22 protein-coding genes and 3 tRNA genes are annotated in these 18,223 nt (G+C 49.8%); 8 read left to right on the forward strand and 17 right to left on the reverse strand.

The annotated features are described in order from the left end of the window. Positions 1-145: 145 nt before the first annotated feature. The 4 genes from araH to OGV74_RS04360 all read right to left on the reverse strand — a co-directional run bounded on the left by araH (position 146) and on the right by OGV74_RS04360 (position 4,639). Positions 146-1,132 carry an L-arabinose ABC transporter permease AraH gene (gene araH, locus OGV74_RS04345; protein WP_003034609.1) on the reverse strand — a complete coding sequence of 329 codons (987 nt, stop codon included), beginning with the start codon at positions 1,130-1,132 and terminating at the stop codon, positions 146-148. A 14-nt stretch (positions 1,133-1,146) separates the two neighbouring features. After that, positions 1,147-2,661: an arabinose ABC transporter ATP-binding protein AraG gene (gene araG, locus OGV74_RS04350; protein WP_086504021.1), complete on the reverse strand. Its 1,515-nt coding sequence runs from the start codon at positions 2,659-2,661 to the stop codon at positions 1,147-1,149. A gap of 115 nt (positions 2,662-2,776) precedes the next feature. After that, a complete protein-coding gene (locus OGV74_RS04355; protein ID WP_003833897.1) occupies positions 2,777-3,766 on the reverse strand; it encodes an arabinose ABC transporter substrate-binding protein in 990 nt (329 codons plus the stop codon). Between the two features lie 315 nt (positions 3,767-4,081). Beyond that, positions 4,082-4,639, reverse strand: a complete 558-nt coding sequence (locus tag OGV74_RS04360) for a DJ-1/PfpI family protein (protein WP_086504953.1) — start codon at positions 4,637-4,639, stop codon at positions 4,082-4,084. Between the two features lie 553 nt (positions 4,640-5,192). On the opposite strand from OGV74_RS04360, the gene OGV74_RS04365 reads away from it, so the two are divergent. Further along, a complete protein-coding gene (locus tag OGV74_RS04365; RefSeq protein WP_003034597.1) occupies positions 5,193-5,696 on the forward strand; it encodes a non-heme ferritin-like protein in 504 nt (167 codons plus the stop codon). A 139-nt stretch (positions 5,697-5,835) separates the two neighbouring features. Here the strand turns inward: OGV74_RS04365 and OGV74_RS04370 are convergent, their stop codons facing one another. After that, positions 5,836-6,087, reverse strand: a complete 252-nt coding sequence (locus tag OGV74_RS04370) for a DUF2766 family protein (protein ID WP_003034595.1) — start codon at positions 6,085-6,087, stop codon at positions 5,836-5,838. A 133-nt stretch (positions 6,088-6,220) separates the two neighbouring features. Between OGV74_RS04370 and OGV74_RS04375 the strand changes: the two genes are divergently transcribed. Continuing rightward, entirely contained in the window at positions 6,221-7,642 is a 1,422-nt protein-coding gene (locus OGV74_RS04375; RefSeq protein ID WP_003034593.1) for an MFS transporter, read from the forward strand. Between the two features lie 33 nt (positions 7,643-7,675). On the opposite strand, the gene OGV74_RS04380 is transcribed toward OGV74_RS04375, so the two are convergent. Further along, a complete protein-coding gene (locus tag OGV74_RS04380) occupies positions 7,676-8,314 on the reverse strand; it encodes an RpiB/LacA/LacB family sugar-phosphate isomerase (protein WP_003034591.1) in 639 nt (212 codons plus the stop codon). A gap of 267 nt (positions 8,315-8,581) precedes the next feature. On the opposite strand from OGV74_RS04380, the gene yecR reads away from it, so the two are divergent. Next, complete coding sequence (gene yecR / locus OGV74_RS04385) at positions 8,582-8,917, forward strand: YecR family lipoprotein (protein WP_003034590.1); 336 nt, start codon at positions 8,582-8,584, stop codon at positions 8,915-8,917. Positions 8,918-9,111: 194 nt separating this feature from the next. Further along, complete coding sequence (gene ftnA / locus OGV74_RS04390; RefSeq protein ID WP_003034588.1) at positions 9,112-9,609, forward strand: non-heme ferritin; 498 nt, start codon at positions 9,112-9,114, stop codon at positions 9,607-9,609. A gap of 45 nt (positions 9,610-9,654) precedes the next feature. Here ftnA and OGV74_RS04395 read toward each other — a convergent pair whose 3' ends face one another. Next, a complete protein-coding gene (locus OGV74_RS04395) occupies positions 9,655-9,894 on the reverse strand; it encodes a YecH family metal-binding protein (protein ID WP_003034586.1) in 240 nt (79 codons plus the stop codon). A gap of 226 nt (positions 9,895-10,120) precedes the next feature. On the opposite strand from OGV74_RS04395, the gene tyrP reads away from it, so the two are divergent. Continuing rightward, the gene (gene tyrP / locus OGV74_RS04400) at positions 10,121-11,332 is read left to right on the forward strand and encodes a tyrosine transporter TyrP (protein ID WP_032949537.1); all 1,212 of its coding nucleotides are present in this window, start codon (positions 10,121-10,123) and stop codon (positions 11,330-11,332) included. 26 nt (positions 11,333-11,358) lie between these two features. Here the strand turns inward: tyrP and OGV74_RS04405 are convergent, their stop codons facing one another. The 4 genes from OGV74_RS04405 to OGV74_RS04420 form a co-directional block, all read right to left on the reverse strand. Further along, positions 11,359-12,024 (reverse strand): YecA/YgfB family protein, encoded by a 666-nt coding sequence (locus OGV74_RS04405; RefSeq protein ID WP_003034581.1) that lies wholly within the window; start codon positions 12,022-12,024, stop codon positions 11,359-11,361. A 209-nt stretch (positions 12,025-12,233) separates the two neighbouring features. After that, positions 12,234-12,515 (reverse strand): heavy-metal-associated domain-containing protein, encoded by a 282-nt coding sequence (locus OGV74_RS04410; RefSeq protein ID WP_086504020.1) that lies wholly within the window; start codon positions 12,513-12,515, stop codon positions 12,234-12,236. After that, positions 12,512-12,868 (reverse strand): mercuric transporter MerT family protein, encoded by a 357-nt coding sequence (locus OGV74_RS04415; protein ID WP_086504019.1) that lies wholly within the window; start codon positions 12,866-12,868, stop codon positions 12,512-12,514. The genes OGV74_RS04410 and OGV74_RS04415 overlap by 4 nt, the downstream gene beginning before the upstream one ends. Next, positions 12,846-13,988: a transglutaminase-like domain-containing protein gene (locus OGV74_RS04420; protein ID WP_286520379.1), complete on the reverse strand. Its 1,143-nt coding sequence runs from the start codon at positions 13,986-13,988 to the stop codon at positions 12,846-12,848. The genes OGV74_RS04415 and OGV74_RS04420 overlap by 23 nt, the downstream gene beginning before the upstream one ends. Positions 13,989-14,319: 331 nt before the next feature. Between OGV74_RS04420 and OGV74_RS04425 the strand changes: the two genes are divergently transcribed. Together OGV74_RS04425 and OGV74_RS04430 are read left to right on the forward strand one after the other, a co-directional pair. Continuing rightward, positions 14,320-14,985: a patatin-like phospholipase family protein gene (locus OGV74_RS04425; protein ID WP_286520381.1), complete on the forward strand. Its 666-nt coding sequence runs from the start codon at positions 14,320-14,322 to the stop codon at positions 14,983-14,985. Further along, positions 14,982-15,344 carry a patatin-like phospholipase domain-containing protein gene (locus tag OGV74_RS04430; RefSeq protein WP_286520383.1) on the forward strand — a complete coding sequence of 121 codons (363 nt, stop codon included), beginning with the start codon at positions 14,982-14,984 and terminating at the stop codon, positions 15,342-15,344. The genes OGV74_RS04425 and OGV74_RS04430 overlap by 4 nt, the downstream gene beginning before the upstream one ends. A 19-nt stretch (positions 15,345-15,363) precedes the next feature. Here OGV74_RS04430 and OGV74_RS04435 read toward each other — a convergent pair whose 3' ends face one another. Together OGV74_RS04435 and OGV74_RS04440 are read right to left on the reverse strand one after the other, a co-directional pair. Next, entirely contained in the window at positions 15,364-15,834 is a 471-nt protein-coding gene (locus OGV74_RS04435) for an SRPBCC family protein (RefSeq protein ID WP_003839113.1), read from the reverse strand. A 13-nt stretch (positions 15,835-15,847) separates the two neighbouring features. Beyond that, entirely contained in the window at positions 15,848-16,537 is a 690-nt protein-coding gene (locus tag OGV74_RS04440; protein ID WP_086504018.1) for a LolA family protein, read from the reverse strand. A 203-nt stretch (positions 16,538-16,740) separates the two neighbouring features. On the opposite strand from OGV74_RS04440, the gene OGV74_RS04445 reads away from it, so the two are divergent. Beyond that, positions 16,741-17,085 carry a hypothetical protein gene (locus tag OGV74_RS04445; protein ID WP_086504017.1) on the forward strand — a complete coding sequence of 115 codons (345 nt, stop codon included), beginning with the start codon at positions 16,741-16,743 and terminating at the stop codon, positions 17,083-17,085. Between the two features lie 109 nt (positions 17,086-17,194). On the opposite strand, the gene OGV74_RS04450 is transcribed toward OGV74_RS04445, so the two are convergent. From OGV74_RS04450 to pgsA, 4 genes are all read right to left on the reverse strand, one after another. Beyond that, a tRNA-Leu gene (locus tag OGV74_RS04450) sits at positions 17,195-17,281 on the reverse strand. A gap of 12 nt (positions 17,282-17,293) precedes the next feature. After that, positions 17,294-17,367: transfer RNA gene (locus OGV74_RS04455), tRNA-Cys, on the reverse strand. Between the two features lie 51 nt (positions 17,368-17,418). After that, a tRNA-Gly gene (locus OGV74_RS04460) sits at positions 17,419-17,494 on the reverse strand. Positions 17,495-17,645: 151 nt separating this feature from the next. Continuing rightward, positions 17,646-18,194, reverse strand: coding sequence for a CDP-diacylglycerol--glycerol-3-phosphate 3-phosphatidyltransferase (gene pgsA / locus OGV74_RS04465; protein WP_003030490.1), 549 nt, complete (start codon positions 18,192-18,194; stop codon positions 17,646-17,648). Between the last annotated feature and the right edge of the window lie 29 nt (positions 18,195-18,223).

The following is an 18,223-nucleotide window of genomic DNA, read 5'->3' on the forward strand; positions in this document are numbered from 1 at the left end:
CCACGCGGATCGCGGCGTATAGATGATGTATGACGGATATAAGTATAGACAGTGTGACCATGCTCGCCATTTGGAAAAACAATCGCCAGCCGGGTAGCGGCTGGCGATGGGCAGAAGCTAGACTAAAAAGTTAGGGTTTAAATCATCAAACGGTACGCTTCGCTTTTTGCTTGTAACGGTCGAAGATCACCGCCGCCAGCAGGATGAGGCCACGTACCACATACTGCGCGAACGGAGAGATATTCAGCAGGTTCATCGCATTCTCAACCGTACCCAGGATTAACACCCCGGCCACCACATATGAGATTTTTCCGATGCCACCTTTAAGCGAAACGCCCCCTAACACGCAGGCTGAAATCACGATCAACTCATAACCGATTGAGGTCATTGGCTGGCCGCTGGTCATACGCGATGCGAGGATAATCCCGGCAATGGCGGATACCAGACCGGAAAGAATAAAGATAATAATCTTGGTACGAACAACCGGAACCCCTGCCAGGCGCGCCGCCTCTTCATTGCCCCCAATGGCCAGCGTATTACGACCAAACGTGGTTTTATTCAGCAGTAAACCAAAGACAATGAAACAAACGACAGTGATCCAGATAGGCGCAGGCAGACCAAACCAGTTAGCATAACCGAGTGTAAAGAAACGCTCGTCTTCAATCCCGACAGCCTTACCGTCGGAGATAATATAAGCCAGACCACGTACAATCTGCATCGTCGCAAGAGTAGTGATCAGGGCGTTAATTTTTAACCGCGCAATCACGAACCCATTCACCAGGCCACACAGAATACCGAGCAGAAGTCCGGCAGCCACGCCAATCCACAAACTTTCAGTCATGTTAATGACTACGGCAGTGGTAACACCAGCACAAGCAATCACAGATGCGACAGACAGGTCGAAATCACCGGATGCCAGACAAAACAGCATCCCACACGCGACCATGCCCGACATCGATACTGCCAGCCCCAGTCCCTTCATATTGATGAAGGTGGCAAAGTTTGGCACAAACAGGGAACAAACGAGGAACAGCACGGCGAACACCACCAGCATACCGTATTGATCCCAAATGCGGCCCAGATTTAGCGCCGACTTCGCTGCGCCAGAACCCGATGTAGAAACGGAAGACATCATACTCTCCTTATTCAGGCTACAGCCTGGCTGACTTTAGGCATAGCAAGGCTCAACGCCTGGCGCTCATCCGCCTGTTCATGAAGTAACTCACCGGCAATTTCGCCTTCTCTCATCACCACAATACGGTCGGCGACACCGAGCACTTCTGGCAGGTCACTGGAAGCAAACAATACGGCCACACCGCGCGCTGCGAGGGCATAAATCACGTTGTAAATTTCATGCTTGGCGCCTACATCAATGCCGCGTGTAGGCTCATCCAACAAAATCACCTTCATCTCTTCCGATAACCAACGACCGAGGATAGCCTTCTGTTGATTACCGCCGGAGAGATTCATGATCAGTTGCTCTGCACCCGGTGTTTTGATGTTGAGTGAACGAATATGGTGATCGGCATTGGTCTCTTCCCAGCCGTTGTTGATCACGCATCCCCCCAGAACATGCTTACGTCGTGCACTAATGTTGATGTTGTTGCGCACTGAATGGACCGGAATGATCCCTTCGGCTTTGCGATCCTCCGGGCACAGCATCATCCCTGCTTCAATGGCATGGCTTGGTTTACGGATATCGATAGGCTGTTCATCAATAAATACCTGGCCCGCCGTGATACGCGTACCACCGAACAGTCCTTTCATTAATTCGCTACGTCCGGCCCCCACCAGGCCAAACAGCCCGACAATTTCACCGCTTCGCACGGATAAACTGATTGGCGTACGCACGCCCGGGGCTTTTACCTCATGCAACCGCAGACGCTCTGCGCCATACGGTCTGGATTTCCAGCCATAGATATCCCCGAGGTCGCGCCCGACCATCGCCTGCACCAGCGCGTCGTGATCGACCTGCTGCATATCCGTGAACGTTTTGACGTAATGACCATCTTTAAACACAGTGATGGCATCGCTGAGAGCAAAAATCTCCTCCATACGGTGCGACACGTACAGAATGATGCGTCCTTCGTTGCGCAGCTCACGGATGACACGAAACAGATTATCAATCTCGCGAGCCGACAGGGAGCTGGTCGGTTCATCAAACGCAATAATTTTGGCGTTTCGCGCCAGCGCTTTTGCAATCTCCACCATCTGCCACTGACCAATGGAGAGGTATTTCAATGGGGTATCGGGATCGATATCCATGCCCAGATGCTTCAGCTGGATTGCTGCTTCATAGTTCAGCAGCGAGCGGTTCACAATCCCGCCTTTGTGCGGTAACTGCCCTAAATAAATATTCTCGGCAACGGTCATTTCCGGGACGAGATGCAGTTCCTGATAAATAATGGCGACGCCGGCGTTGAGCGCGGCAGTGGTATCCGCGAAGGAAACTTCCTGTCCGCGGATCGTCAATGATCCCGTCGTTGGCGCATAGTTACCGCTGAGAATTTTTAAGAGTGTTGATTTCCCGGCGCCATTTTCGCCCATCAGCGCATGCACCTGTCCGGCATAGCAGTCGAAACTGATATCCGTCAGCGCCTTAACGCCGGGGAACGTTTTGCCAATGCCGCGAAATGAGAGATACGGGGTAGACTGTTGCATAACGTCTCCGTGAGTCAGATCTTTATGCCGGAGGGGGGCTTTGCCTCATCCGGCCTTCTGAGGACGCAATTCGTAGGCCGGATAAGACGCGTTGACGTCGCATCCGGCATTTGTGTTACTTACCGCCTAAGCCTTTCTTAGCCAGCTCTTCTTTGAAGTTATCGCGGGTAATCAGCACCACATCCGTCACTTCAGTGAATGCCGGTGGCTCTGCACCTTTCGTTACCCAGTTGTAGAGCATTTCACTGGACTTGTAGCCGTGAACGTCCGGGCTTGGCAGCAGTGAACCGTAGAACCCGGTCGCTTCGCCTTTAGACAGTTCGCTTACTGCGTCAACGCCGTTGATACCAATACCAATTACGTTTGGTGCTTTGAAGCCCTGCCCTTCGGTCGCACGTACGCCGCCCAGAACAGTGTTGTCGTTCATGCCGACAATCAGCCAGTTTTTGACTTCAGGATGCTGAACCAGCATGGAGTTAGCGGCGTCGAATGCGCCGGGGATGTCATTCGATTTTGTTGGGACCTGGTAAATCTGTTTTTCCGGGAAGCCTGCGGCTTTAAGCGCTTCCATTGAACCAGAAGTACGACGACGTGCGGTATCCAGTTCGTTGGCGGTAATGGCCATTACGGCGGTGGATTTCACATCCCAACCGCGTTTTTGCATCTCCTTGTACAGCTCCTGGCCCTGGCGCTCACCAATTTTGGTTGCCGCCATCATCACCAGCGGTACGGTATCCATCGGCTTACCTTTGGCATTGGCAAACTGGTCATCGACGGCAATGACTTTCATATCGTAGCCACGCGCCTTAGCCATAATAGCTGGCCCCAGTTTTGGGTCTGGCGTACAAATAACAAACCCTTTTGCTCCACTTGCAGCCAGGCTGTCGATGGCGTTAAGGGTTTTCTCACCATCCGGGACGGCAATTTTAATCACCTCAAAACCAAGGTCTTTGCCGGCTTTATCGGCAAATTTCCATTCAGTCTGGAACCACGGTTCTTCCGGCTGTTTGACCAGGAAACCGAGCTTCATGGATTCAGCGATAGCGGATTGTGACATAATGGCCGCCAGACCGATGGCAGCCAGCGCTTTAGTGAATTTGTGCATGGTTAACTCCAGCTTTAACGTTCTTTTATGTAGGGTAAAATCAGACGATTTTTTGTAATTCGGACGTAAAACAAGGCATTACCTTTTATTGATAAGATCAATGCCAGTGCTGAGAGTATTTGTAGCGGGAAATTGATTCTCCATAAGAGAGCGGCATCACACCATAGAATTACAGTAATTGCGTACATAAATTCAGCGGGAAATGACATAAAAAAACGCGGTTTTGTCGACGGGAAAAAAGAGGAATAGCAGATTAGTCCATAACATCAGCCAACGAATCCTTGTTCCCGAATACCGGAGTATTCGGGAAAATGCTTACCATCGGTAATAAATGTGATCAGCGTGATCGCGAACCGGAATATCATCTCCCAATAGACGCGCCGCAAGCGTCAATGCAAAATCGAAAATATGCCCTACCCCTTTACCGCTAATCAGGTTGCCATCTTCCACAATCGGCGCATCGATATATTCCCCATCCGTTACGTTTTGCCACAGATCCCCCGAACACACGTAGCGACGCCCCTTCAGCAGGCCGTTGCCACCCAGCACGCGCGCAGCCGCGGAACACACCGGGCAAATGAGTTTTCCTGCCTCGTCATGGCGAGCGATAAACTGGATGACAGCCTTACTGGCGGCAAGATTAACGCTGCCCTGCGGCCCGCCCGGTAACACAACGGCATCGTAAAGATCCGTCTGACGCGCAGCCAGCGTGCTGTCCGTCACCATCGGCACGTCATGATAGCTCACCACCGCACGGGACTCGGCGCAGGCCAGTGTTTCAACTTCGATCTGCAGGCGGCGCAGAATATCAATGGTAACAATGGCTTCCGCCTCTTCAAAACCAGGTGCCAGTAGCACGGCAACCTTTTTCATACACACTCCTCGATTTTTCCAAATACACCAAACCATAAATGCCGAATCATTCAGGCGCTTAACTTTATTAATTTCCACAAAACTGATCTGGCGCAAAAAATTAGCCAGCAGATAACGTTCACCGACACGTCCCGATAATGAAATTTCTCCATCCCAAGGCCGGATAATCATCCGGTGAGAGACAATACCTGATTGTGAAATTCCATTTCGTGATATGAAACATCATTTCAATATTAATGCTTGGATTTAATCCCATAAATATCAATCCCTTATATTCACACCACTTATATACACAAGCAGAAAAATCACTAATATTGCTATGACAATATGTAAAAAATCATAAATACGCAGATTTAAGGATTTTCTTAAGTCGGAACAGGAGTTATGCTGAATCTCGATCGGGAGCGAATATAATTCGTGATCACTAAAGGACCGGCGGAACGGATTTATTCTGCTAACAGTTTTAATTGTACGTAGAGGTGATGTGTAGCGGCAGCCCGTTGCACTGACGTAAGTAACGTACATCCCCCTTTCTGGAAATAAGGATATTGATATGGCTGCAGTTGGAATTGTTCATAAACTCAACACACAAATGAACCTCGAGTTCTACGCATCGAATCTTTACCTGCATCTCAGTGAATGGTGTTACGAACACAGCCTGACTGGCACCGCAACCTTTCTACGCACTCAGGCACAAGGTAACGTGACTCAAATGATGCGTATGTTCAATTTTATGAAAAGTGCCGGGGCTAACCCCATCGTCAAGGCTATTGATGTTCCGGGTGATGAACTAACTTCTCTTGAAGAACTGTTTCAGAAAACGCTGGATGAATACCAACAGCGTTACAGCAAGCTATCACGCTTGACCAATGAAGCAGAAGCCTTGAATGATGCAACAACCATTGATTTTCTTCACGATCTGGAAAAAGAGCAGCAGCAGGATGGCGTGCTGTTACAAACGATTCTTGATGAAGTCCGCAGCGCTAAACGTGCGGGACTGTGCATGGCGCAAACCGATAAGCATCTGCTGAACGTCGTGAATTATCAACATCACTAATCTTCAATTTTCATCGTGTTAATGCCGGATAACGATGCGACGCACCTTATCCGGCTGGTGCTTAATTTTCTCTACGCTCACGCCTCTCATTCTGCGAGGCGCAAAAAAACCTTTCTAAAACCTGAAACAACGGTTTATTTTAGTGAGATTCATTCTGCGGCGTGAATTTCAACTCGATCAAGGCAACTGCTTTTTGTATTGCGCGCATAGTAACCGGATCGGCGCCCGCAGGATGGCTGGAGAAATCGATGCTTTTCAGTTGGCTGGACATTTTCTCCCGCACTTCTACTGGGGCAATAACATCAAGAACATCCAGAATCTGCTTGATAACCAGCTGACAGGCAACAACGTCCGAGAGCAGTTCCTGATCGGCATTCAGTGTTTGGGACATAGTGAGCTCCTTATAGAAAGGTCGTCATAGTACCTATTCAACGAACGAAACGATAGCCGCGCATGCATTACGAATGCGCTGGAAAATAAAAATAGATCCAGTCAGTTTCTTTTGAGATGGCAAGCACAACATGATGAGTGAACATTTAGCGGTTGAGAACAAACGCGGTCTATCCCCGGCTGCATTACTTGTTGCCGGGGCTTTCTTTATGGAGTTTATTGACGGCACGGTGATTGCCACCGCACTGCCCGACATGGCGAAGAGTTTTGCCGTGCAAGCGGTAGACCTGAACATAGGTATCAGCGCCTATCTGATCACCCTCGCGGTGCTGATTCCCGCCAGCGGCTGGATTGCGGATCGCTTCGGTGCCCGAAAGGTGTTTACCCTGGCGCTGGCGATATTTACTCTCGCCTCGGTTTTATGCGGTTTGTCCGAAAGCCTTGAGAGCTTTGTCGCCATGCGAATCTTACAGGGTGTAGGTGGCGCGCTAATGGTTCCGGTTGGCCGACTTGCGGTATTGCGTACCACGCCTAAACATCAGTTGATCACCGCTATTGCGACCCTGACCTGGCCCGCGTTAGTCGCCCCCATCATTGGCCCTCCCCTTGGCGGATTCATTACCAGCTATGCCAACTGGCGTTGGATCTTCTTCATCAATGTACCGCTCGGGATACTGGCGATTGCGCTGGCGCTTCGTTTTATCCCGGATATTCATGACGACGAGCGCCGCCCATTTGATATAACGGGATTTATCGCAACCTCTGTTGCGATGGTAAGCCTGGTGTATGCCATGGAGTTACTGGGAACCCAACAGCCTCAGGGCTGGCTGACCGCCGGACTTTTGGCGCTAGGAACAGTGACATTTCTGTTTGCCCTGCATCATTTTCGTCGCGCCGCATGGCCAATGATTCGCCTTGATGCCATGAACGTCCCTACTTTTCGCGTCACCATGTATGGCGGATCGCTGTTTCGTGCCTCTATCAGCGCCGTGCCGTTTCTGCTGCCGTTAATGTTTCAGGTAGGTTTTGGCATGAACGCTTTCCACGCGGGTTCGCTGGTGCTGGCGGTATTTGTGGGCAATCTGACGATTAAACCGGCCACCACACCGTTGATACGTTGGCTGGGCTTTAAGAAACTGCTGTTGATTAACGGTGCGCTTAACGTTCTGGCGCTGCTGGCCTGTGCATTAATTACGCCGCAGACCCCCGTGTGGGTTATTTTGCTGGTGTTGTATCTGGGCGGTGTGTTCCGCTCAATTCAGTTTACCGGCGTCAGCACGCTTGCCTTCGCGGACGTCCCCGCGGCACAAATGAGCTACGCTAATACGCTGTTCAGTACAGCGACACAATTAGCGGTAGGATTGGGCATTTCTTTAGCCGCTATTGGGATCCGCATTGGCGATGTGGTCAGTGAAAGGCTGGCATTGGGCAATATTCCAGGGATCAGTTTCCGGCTGGCCTTTGTCGCTATTGCCATTATTTGTCTGGTAGGTATGGTGGATACGCTGCGGCTCGCCCGTGATGCAGGAAGTGCAGTATCGAACAAGAACAAGTAGCCCGGAGGGTGAACGCTGCCGGGCCAACAGGATTTAGCCAATTACCTCGCGTACAAACGCTTCGATTGCTTTGTCCTGGCAGTTTTCAAAGAAGCACTGCTGGAAGCGCGGGCCCGATACAGCGGTTTTCACCAGCTCAGGATCGATAGCGCGCAGCGTGTCCAGATAATTTTCTTTTACTACAGCCGCTTTCACCTGATTCAGAATACCGGCGTTACGCACCTGCGGCTCTTTACGCTCCGGTGGGTAGCCTTCGCCGTTACGCCCGGTGAACGCTTTTTCAAACATATAGCGCACATTCAGCTCAGCACCCCAGCCAAAGCCTTTGGCGAATGCCAGAGAAAGCGCGTTGCCGTTGTTGATCTGAGAGAACAAGAACGCATCTGCAGGATCGAGGCAATAACCACACACCACACCCGGATGGATATTCAGTGACATCATTGCCCCCTGGCCCGTGCCGCAACCGGTGACCACGAAATCAACCGCTTTGGAATTAAGCAGGATGCTGGCCATAATTCCTAAATGGATGTAGGTCAGATGATGATCATTTTCATCGCTCATCCCAACGTTATAGACCGGAAAACCTTTCTCATCCGCAACGGCTTTAAGCTCGTTATGGATGATGGCGTTTTTGCTTGCCTGGCTGTTTTCCATCATCAATGCAATTTTCATTCTGTACTCTCCTGAATGCGCTGCGGTAGCCCGCTGAAAGTCATAACATTCAGCCACATTACTATTTTGCAATCACACTTTCAAATTTAATGAAATTTAGTTTTAAAAAACAAAGTTGCGCTCACATTCTTGTCTGAAGAGTTCAGAATTGCCTCAAACGAATGACCTCGTTGTGATTAATCACAGGTGATCTTCGGGCTATTCAAGCCATTGATGAGGGCCTCTGTATGCCATGATAGTGTATCTTCGAACTTTCAGAGCGATCTCATGAAGACCTTTATCCTAGCGCTTTTGCCGCTCGTGCTGACAGGATGCACAATTACAAAACAGGCACAGGTCAGCGAAGCCAGCGCCATCACTGGTGTGGTTCGCCTGACTTATAATCAGGCTATGTTACAAACAGCACGTACCGATGACTACGTTACCCAAGGGACAGCCACCAAAGAGTGTCAGCGCCTGGGCTATGCCAGCGCTGAAGCGTTTGGCCAGCCGGTGTCAACCTGCAGCGTATATGCAGGTTCTCTGTGCTTAAATACCAAAATTACACTCGCCTGGCAGTGTCATGGTGTCGCGGTATCGCAATCCCCCTCATTCAATTATTAATATTTCCGACCAGCACATTTTTGCTGGTCTTTTACCACTTTATTATTTATATCCCCCGCTTAATATCGTTAATGCGTTTTATTCCCATTCGCATTTTTAATAAATAAATTTATTATTTTACCTTTTGCAAATAATTAAATAACAAACTATAGTGACGCCACGTCAATATATAATAATGTTTGTGGAGCAGAACCATGCTGAAAACAGAAATGATCGACCAACTGAATGAGCAAATGAATCTTGAATTATATTCATCTCTGCTCTACCAACAGATGAGCGCGTGGTGCAGCTATCACAGCTTCGAAGGTGCCGCCGCGTTTTTGCGCCGTCACGCCCAGGAAGAGATGACGCACATGCAGCGTCTGTTCGATTACCTGACCGATACCGGCAGCTTGCCGCGTATTAATACCGTTTCTTCACCTTTTGCTGAATATGCGTCTCTGGATGAACTGTTCCGTGTCACTTACGAACACGAGCAGTTGATCACCCAGAAAATTAATGAGCTGGCACACGCGGCAATGACCCACCAGGATTATCCAACCTTTAATTTCCTGCAGTGGTATGTTGCCGAGCAACATGAAGAAGAGAAATTATTTAAATCTGTTATTGATAAGCTGTCGCTGGCAGGGAAAAGCGGCGAAGGTCTTTATTTCATCGATAAAGAACTGGCTACGCTTGATACGCAGAATTAATAATTTGGGGTAATGAAGGCAACCCGCCATCATTACCCATTAAAATCAGTGACGGCAGATCTTGCTTTCGTGCGTAGAGAAGCCGTCTTCTTTTGCAATAAACTTTCCCTTCGCCGCTAAAAACGCCACCAGCTCGCCTGCCGTCATATCTGCCGCAGAACAAGTGTGGAAACGCGCCTGCTCGCCGAAACGTGCCGTAATCGCCGCTTCAAGGCTGGCATTTGAATACTGCTCGCCAGATTCAATCATCATGTTGAGCACTTCGTGACCGTGAATAGATTCCATACTACCTCCTCAATAAAGACCGTAGCCTAATGTGAACCGCACGGCGCTGCTTTGCGCTAACGCAGGTTTATCCGCAGATAAATGTCATTTGTTATGCATCTTAATGGTCAAAAATATCGTAAACATTAATGTACAACCATTGTAACGACGATTTGACGAACATAGCGTTTTGCCTTAACCTGCGCCGCAGATATAACCGTTGATTATCTCTGGGACAGAGGAAAGCGTGAAAAACAGAACCCTGGGTAGTATTTTTATCGTGGCGGGAACCACGATTGGTGCCGGTATGTTGGCAATGCCGTTGGCTGCGGCAGGCGTGGGGTTTAGCGTCACGTTGGTATTGTTAGTCAGTCTTTGGGCGTTGATGTGCTACACCGCGCTGTTGCTGCTTGAAGTATATCAACATGTCCCGGCAGACACCGGGCTGGGTACGCTGGCAAAACGGTATCTTGGTCGTTACGGACAATGGGTAACGGGATTTAGTATGATGTTTTTAATGTATGCCCTGACGGCGGCGTACATCAGTGGTGCAGGTGAACTGCTGGCCTCCAGCATCAGCGACTGGACCGGAACAAATATATCCCCGACAACAGGCGTACTGCTGTTCACCTTTGTTGCCGGAGGCGTGGTTTGTGTTGGGACCTCGCTGGTCGATCTGTTCAACCGTCTGCTATTCAGTGCCAAGATAATCTTCCTGGTGGCGATGCTGGCTCTGTTAATGCCGCATATCCATAAAGTGAACCTGCTTACGCTGCCGCTGCAACAGGGGCTGGCGCTCTCCGCAATCCCGGTCATCTTCACCTCGTTCGGTTTTCACGGCAGTGTTCCCAGTATCGTCAGCTATATGAACGGTAACATCCGTAAACTGCGTTGGGTGTTTATTACGGGTAGCGCTATTCCACTGGTCGCCTATATCTTCTGGCAACTGGCGACGCTTGGCAGCATTAACTCGACAACGTTCATGGGGCTTTTAGCCAACCACGCAGGCTTAAACGGCTTATTGCAGGCATTGCGTGAAGTCGTGGCTTCGCCGCACGTCGAACTGGCGGTACATCTGTTTGCCGACCTCGCGCTGGCAACCTCTTTCCTCGGCGTTGCATTGGGATTATTTGACTACCTGGCCGACCTCTTCCAGCGCCGCAATACCGTAGCGGGAAGAATGCAAACCGGCGTGGTGACCTTCCTGCCGCCGCTGGCATTCGCATTGTTCTATCCGCGTGGTTTTGTCATGGCATTAGGGTATGCGGGCGTTGCCCTGGCGGTGCTGGCGCTGCTCATTCCCTCGATGCTGGCCTGGCAGAGCAGAAAACATAATCCGCAGGCCAACTACCGCGTAGCCGGCGGTGCTCCGGCGCTGGCACTGGTATTTTTGTGCGGCATTGTGGTGATCGCAGTACAGTTTTCTATTGCAGCAGGATTACTACCAGAAGTGGGTTAAAACAAAGGGGCTTTCGCCCCTTTCTGTTAATGCAAACAGCACTGCTTATATTTCTTGCCGCTGCCACAGGGGCAAGGGTCATTGCGCCCTACTTTGGCATCCACTTTCACCGGTACTTTGACCGGCGTTTCCTGAGGATGCGCCATCCAGTAAGCATGCAGGTCCAGCGCAGCCAGGCGGATGGCATCGACGCTCTCTTCAAACGCTTCAGGTGTCAATTTCTCAACCACCGCAAAGTTCTCTTCCGTACCGTGCAGCGCAATAGCCTCAAGTGCTGGTTTTAACGTGTCCGGTAACGCGGACCAGTCTGACAGTGCAACGCCGCGCATATAACCAAAGCACCACTCTTCAACGATGGTCAGTTCATGCTCGTCAATTTCACGCAAACCAAACAACGGCTCAAACTGCTCAGGATATTCATCCAGACGATCGGCCGTATCCGCCATATGTTGAAACGCCAGGTTCATGAAACGCGTCATTTCTTTTTCGGAGGACCAGCGAGGGACATACTGCGCGCCGCCCCAAATTGCGACCAGCCACTGCTCTGGTTCAATTTCATACGGTGAACTCAGCACCGCCGTCAGCAAACCATCCAGTTCTGACACATCCAGAATAGCCTTGTCTGTATTGTACTTAGTCAGTACATCATCCAGCCATTCCAGTTCGCTCTCGTTTAATGGTCCCGTTTTCATAACGCTTTTCCTTAGTCAAAAAATCTTGCCTGTGATCATCCTACATGGCTGGAGGGATAACAGATACAAATGGGCATATGCGGCATACAGTTGCCGCCTGTTCAGGTTAACAGGAAACGAGGGGAATTCCGGAAGTTAACGCACAAAAGAGAACACTAAGCCGCCGGGCATCATACCGAGAAAACACAATAAAACCACCCGCAGGTGATTTACTGTTGTTCAATACGGTTGAGCGTTGCGGTATAGCCCGTTTTCGCTACCGCGTTAAGTAAAGTATCGGTTGGGAAACCTTCTGGCACTATCGCTTCTGCTTGTCGGGTTTTTAGGGTGGACTTTGCTTTAATCACGCCGTCGGTTTCACGTAGCGCCTGATTGACCGAAATAACGCATAGCGAGCAGGTCATATTTTGTATATCCAGCACCACTTTTTGGTTTGCCGCCTGAGCCCACAGCGGTAATAGCAAGCATGCAACTAACGTGAAGATCTTCATTCAAATACCTCATAAAACCAGGCAACAAGCGTTGGGTAAAATAACACTGGCAAAATCAATGCCAGTGCGCACCAGTAGAACATGCGCGCTTGCCTCAGCGTTAGCCACCCTGAGCACCACAGCCGCCTGGAGAAATAGAGCCGCCAGAAGACATGCAGTAATAATCCCAGGGATAGCAGCACCAGAGGCGTTCGCAAAAACTCAAACTGGGTGAAAACAGCAAAGCTCGCCGCCGAAATACCAAACAGCAGGTAGAGCAGCGGTCCAACGCAGCATAAGCCCGCGGTGACGGCAGCTATCGCGGCCGTCAACAGGGTGAGTCCCGCCCCTTTAGCGTTGTTCTGTGGCGACATAACTGTAGGAGAACGCTTTAGGATCGTAGAAATTGATCGGGTCGCCATCAACTTCAGCATAAGGATAACCAAAGTTGTTCACCGCGCCCTGCTCCGTTGCCGGATACAGCTCGAAATCACGCCCGTAGTTGAATCCAACCCAGTTCATTTCCCAGTTACCAAACAGGAAAGTGTTTACCGCCTGGACATCGGCGTCCTGATGCGATTTTTTCTCTGCCAGACGCATTTTGGTCACATCAGCAGGATCGCAAGGTAACCAACCGTAACCGGCCAGATAGAACTCGGCACGACAATGTTGCCCACCGCTCACATCAGCAACGCCTGCGCTGTCTGCTTTGCCAAATGCACTTTTCGAGTAACGTTCGAGCTTATTGGCTTTGCCCAGACGGATACCAAACAGTTCACGCGCCGGAATGCCGCTGGCACGCGCCAGAGCCACAAAAACGGAGCTCATGTCGGTGCATTTTCCTTTGAGCTTACCGCTTTTTAAGATCTCCGCTACATCCCCCGTGCCGCAGCCGATAACGTCGTTATCGCGCTCCATATGGCTACTCACCCACTCGTAAATCAGGCGTGCTTTTTTCAGCGGATCCTGCTCATTACCGGTGATTTTACGTGCGGTTTCCAGAACCAGCCCATCAACTGGGGTATGTGCCGTCGGCAAAAGGTACGGTTTTACATCCAGCGGGTAAATAATCTGCTCCGGCGCTTGCCAGGTTTTCAACGCGTCCTGCTTCAGCGGTTCCCAGTCGGCGGTTTCAATGTCGATATCAACGTTAATCAACAGTTCGCCCTGCGAGTCAGGCCAGGTGGCAAACAGCGTTTTCGCGCCATAAGTATTATTAGTGGTGACATACGCTTGCTTATAGTTTCCGCTAAAGGCAAGCGCCGTCATTTGTTGAAACGCGGTATCTACAGGAAGCGGGATCCACAGTTTTACTACACCGCTCGAGCCCTTAGGAGGGTTAAGTTTATAGGTCTGGGATAACACAAAGCGCCGACGCGCGACTGGTGCAACGGATGGCTCAGCGGCGCGAACCGTCTGACTAATAACCGCAGGACCGACTAAACCGGCGGCCGAAAGGAGAACGCTATTTTTGAGAAATTGTCGACGTTGCATTGCTGTCTGTCCATGTTGTAAGAGTTGAACTACGGCTAAGCAGGTAAAAACCGTATACGATCATCACAGCAGACAGACGCTGACATAAAAAGGTGAGCCGATGGAGGTTATTCATCAATAACAGACCTGTTAACTGTGAATGAAATAAGATACTACAAGGTCGCTATTAAGTCATTTACAGGCAAAAAAGTACAGCAGTGAGCGGATATCAATCTGCCAGCCCCCTTCTTATGAAACAAACTCAGCGTAAATCCTGTCTATATTTAACTGCAGCCATAGCGGAAACAACCCTACCCCTAAATCCCGTTTCTTATCTTTGGAGGACATAAAAATGGCAATGAGAATACTGTCTATCGATGGTGGCGGGATCAGAGGCATCCTGCCGGGTATGCTACTTGTGGCACTGGAGAAGAAATTGCAGGATATATCACAAAATCCTGCCGCCAGAATTGCGGATTACTTCGATCTCGTTGCCGGTACCAGTACCGGGGCCATTCTGTGTTCTGCTTACGTTTGCCCTGATGCGAAAGGAAAGCCCAAGTTCTCCGCTCAGGAAGCCGTCAATTTCTACCTTCAGGATGGGGATGAAATTTTTGATGTCGGCGTCTGGAAAACAATCAGTTCACTGGGTGGTGCTAGCGATGAAAAATATTCTGCAAAGGAGCTGGAGAGGGTATTAAAAACAGCATTTGGTGAAACAAAAATCAGTGAATTATTAAGACCAACCTGCTTTGTTTCTTATGACGTAAGCAGTCGTCTTCCTGTCATTTTCAAACAACACTCCGCCCTCGCCAAGAATCGGGACTTCCTGGTCAGGGATGCTTACGGGGTACCTCAGCAGCTCCCACTTATTTCGAGGCAGCGCGTATTTATTCATTACCCCCGGTACCCGAAAAATTTGTCCTGGTTGATGGCGGTGTGGTGGCAAACGACCCGGCACTCTGCGCCTATTCCGAAGCGATTAAATTCAGTAATGTCGCTGGCATTAAGGATATGATTATTGTCTCACTGGGCACCGGCAAGAAATTGCAGGGGTATTCTTATTCCGAAGTTAAGGACTGGGGCCCCTTTGGCTGGGCAAAACCGGCTATTGATATCGCGCTAGAGGGGGGGCCACAGATGACCGCGTATTATCTGCAACAAATTGCCTCAACGGTAAAAAACTCTAAATACTACAGAATTCAGCCTGAACTATACGGCGCCGATCCAACGCTGGATAACGCATCGCGTGAAAACTTAGAACTTCTGCGCAAGGCAGGCCTACAAAATGCCGCCGTGTATGATAAGAAATTGACTGAGATCGCTAAGTTATTAATCAGTAGTGGAGGCAATTTTAAATATCAGGACGCTAATTAATCCTCAACGCTGACTGAACTCAAAATATATGTACATTCGTTGCCAGTTTGCGGGCTAATCCTCTGGCCCCTTCGCGCATGACCGTATCGTGATTCCAGCGAAAAACGGGTGCCGCCAGCGGGGCCAGGTAATTCATCCAACGAATCGTGGTGCGAACATTCCAGTCATATCTGACGATGGTCTCAGCGCCACTGGCAGAAAAATACCACACACCTCGCCCTTCTACCGCCCCACTGGCTTGTCCCTCAAGCAGCGAGCAAGGCAGAATATTTAACACGTTGATGTCAAAGGTTAAGCGATAGGGAAGCGCTCCTTTCCAGGTATAACGATGCAGCGCCCCAATGCCCTGTACATCACCTTTTTTAATCTCAACAATGCGTTCCAGACTTTCCCACCATTCAGGCCACTGATCGGGATGAGAAAAAACATCCCATACCTCCTGAATAGAAGCCTCAACCCGCCAGACGGTGGAAAACTGATAGTCAGCCATAATACAGCCTCCTTCAGGGTGAGAAGAAATTGGCGGGAAAACGGATGTTAATGACCATAGCATCCAGAAGCACGGTTTCTAATCGCTGCCCATCTGGCGCATAGCTGATCACTTTGGCAGGAAGTCCGTGATAATTATCCAGCCAGACGTCATAGCGGTGAACACCATCAACCACCATTGTTCCAGGCCCAACCACAGATACGTGCGTCGTCGCCCGTCCTGCAAGGTTTTCCTTGCCAACAGTGGTCATTGTCCCTTCGCGTTGCAGATGACGAATATTGCCCAACAACACGCCGATATCAGAGCGATCCACTCGATGACCACGCTCATCCTGGATCAATGAATTAGTAGGCGACAGTTGCAAAATGGGCAAAAAACCCACACCAAATGGCCATAACGTCACTTTACCGCTGACAGGATTAAAGATAAGCACCGCTCCTGAATGCGGTTGGGTAAAATCCATCCGCACATACCCAGGCTTTTGAAAGCTATAGCGAATAATTTTGCTTTCATCGGATGGCGACGAAGAGCGCATCATGACCTGATAAGACGTCAGGTTTTTAAATGACTGTTGAGAAAATGCGATGGGATCCATGGCCCTGGCATTCTGCGAAAAGATATTCCCTTTTTCCACCGAATATGCTGCACAACTAAAGGTGAGCAATGCTGCGAACATGACTATCGGAGAAGATGAAATGTTCATAGCTGCCCCCTGAACCAGCGCGATTGGCAAACAGGAGTTATCACCTGCCGACTGTTTTTATTATAGTTCTTAACTGCGCGGCACTACTCTTCCGGCCCTCAGACTCAGTATGGACAGCAGGTTTAAATTATTGGTTTTCTTTTCAGTTGAGATGACAACATAAAGCTATACTTTAATAGCCATACTTTTAATAGGTATTAATCATGAAACTGCCATCGGTATTTTCATGCGCCGTTCTCATATTACTGCTGCTGTCGTCATCTTCTGCCACATCCAGCACGTTACAAAACCAGGCCGTCAGAGAGCAAGAGTTAAGCGCGGCACTTCAAGCCGGTAATGGCGTGATCATCATTGGCGGGACGGATGATTTCGTTTTCACGTTCAGGGCACGAAACCGAATCCACAGACACCTGGCGATACAGGATGGCTTTGGCGATCCCATCCTGATGAATGGTTTCCAGGACCACAACTATAATCCCGCCCGCGATGGTTTTATCAACAACCCTGCCCGAGGAGGCTTTTTGTTTAACGCGCCGATTCGGCGATAGATTGATGTGCAATAGTGAGTTCTATGCTTGTAAAAAACAGGCACAAAAAAACCACCCGTAGGTGGTTTCACGACACTGCTTATTGCTTTGATTATTCTGTTCTTTCCCATGGTACCCGGAGTGGGACTTGAACCCACACAGCGCGAACGCCGAGGGATTTTAAATCCCTTGTGTCTACCGATTCCACCATCCGGGCTCGGGAAGAAATTGGAGGCGCGTTCCGGAGTCGAACCGGACTAGACGGATTTGCAATCCGCTACATAACCGCTTTGCTAACGCGCCGAAATCTTCTGGCTTTACAGCCGACATCCGCGATTGCCGATGTCTCTAATTTGGAGCGGGAAACGAGACTCGAACTCGCGACCCCGACCTTGGCAAGGTCGTGCTCTACCAACTGAGCTATTCCCGCATCACCAAGTAACTTTGTTAATCACTTGATTTTGTTATCGTCTGGCAATCAGTGCTGCCGTTCGATGCGTTGCATTCTACTTACCTGACGCAATGAGTCAACGATATTTTTCACCACTAACGATCGTTTGCTGAAATTTGCGTCGAAACGATCACTGATCAAGCAAATCTCCACGTGCAGCGCTCAAATACTGGAACATTGACCACAAAGTCAGTATCGCGGCGACGAAGAAAAGTGCGATCCCAGCATACTCAACCCAGATATTTGGACGCCACAGCAGCCAGGCCAGTGCAGCCATTTGCGAAGTGGTTTTCACTTTACCAATCCAGGATACGGCTACGCTGCTGCGTTTACCCAGTTCGGCCATCCATTCACGTAGTGCAGAGATGATGATTTCACGCGCAATCATTGTTGCAGCGGGGAGCGTCACCCACCAGCTGTGGTAATGCTCTGTCACCAGTACCATCGCAATAGCTACCAGCACTTTATCAGCGACCGGATCGAGGAAGGCGCCAAAACGCGTGCTTTGGTTCCAGCGGCGAGCCAGAAAACCGTCAAACCAGTCTGTGACCGCTGCGATACAGAAGATCAGCGCACAAACAAAAGGAGCCCAGGTGAATGGCAGGTAAAAAGCCAGTACAAAGAATGGGATCAGGATGACGCGAAACAGCGTGAGCAACGTAGGGATATTAAATTGCATATGACGGATAACTATCTGTTGTCAGTGAA

Origin of the sequence: Citrobacter sp. Cf116 (genome assembly GCF_030336505.1) — a bacterium.
Lineage (GTDB): Bacteria > Pseudomonadota > Gammaproteobacteria > Enterobacterales > Enterobacteriaceae > Citrobacter > Citrobacter freundii.